The following is a 692-nucleotide window of genomic DNA, read 5'->3' as shown; positions in this document are numbered from 1 at the left end:
GGCCGGAACCCGCGCATGCGCTGCGTCCGCTACTGCCGAGTAATTTCAAACAGTTGTTAGGACGGTACTTTTATTAGTCGAAAACGTACCCGTGCTGGTATGGGACTGTTTAGCAGTGGACCGAGTTACACCGATCGTGAAGAAAAGATGCTGGACTTAGTGTTCAACAGTTCGAATGACGGGAAGAGGAGAGACGCGATCGACAAATTGGCCCGCACTGAGAACGCGGCGACGGCCTTAGACGAGATCGCGTACGACCACAGCGAACGGTGGGTGCGCCGAGAGGCTATTGACAAGTTGGAGTATGCTCGGGGGAAAGAAGAGCTAATGGAGCTCGCTTTCGACCTGGACGACGAAGATCTCCGGTTACGGTGCGTCGAGGCATTGGACTCGATTAACGCGGGTTCAGAACTAGCCGAAATCGCTCAGTACGACGACGGCTCCGTCGGCAGAAAGGCGTCCAAAGTGATGTAGTTCGGCGGGAACAGTTAACTCCCGGACACGACCGACAGCCCGTATCGGGAGGTTCGGACGGCCGGATGTAGAGCCTAACTGCCCTTCGAGATCTCAGTCGCCGAACACGCTCCGTACACTCAGTACGACTCTAACACGAACGTCGACCGAGGACTTCGCCACGGCCGTCGATCCGATCTCCGTCTCGGTCCCGGTCGCGCTCGCTCCGACTCTTCCGC

General features: G+C 57.4%; 1 protein-coding gene. It reads left to right on the top strand.

The window, feature by feature from the left end:
• Positions 1-99: 99 nt before the first annotated feature.
• Positions 100-474, top strand: a complete 375-nt coding sequence (locus EXE44_RS17650) for a hypothetical protein (protein WP_137693386.1) — start codon at positions 100-102, stop codon at positions 472-474.
• Positions 475-692: the final 218 nt, after the last annotated feature.

The organism is Halorubrum sp. SS7, from assembly GCF_005435055.1.
Taxonomy (GTDB): domain Archaea; phylum Halobacteriota; class Halobacteria; order Halobacteriales; family Haloferacaceae; genus Halorubrum; species Halorubrum salinarum.
The sequence above is the reverse complement of the archived record's forward strand: the minus strand, read 5'-3'. Positions and strand labels throughout refer to the sequence as shown.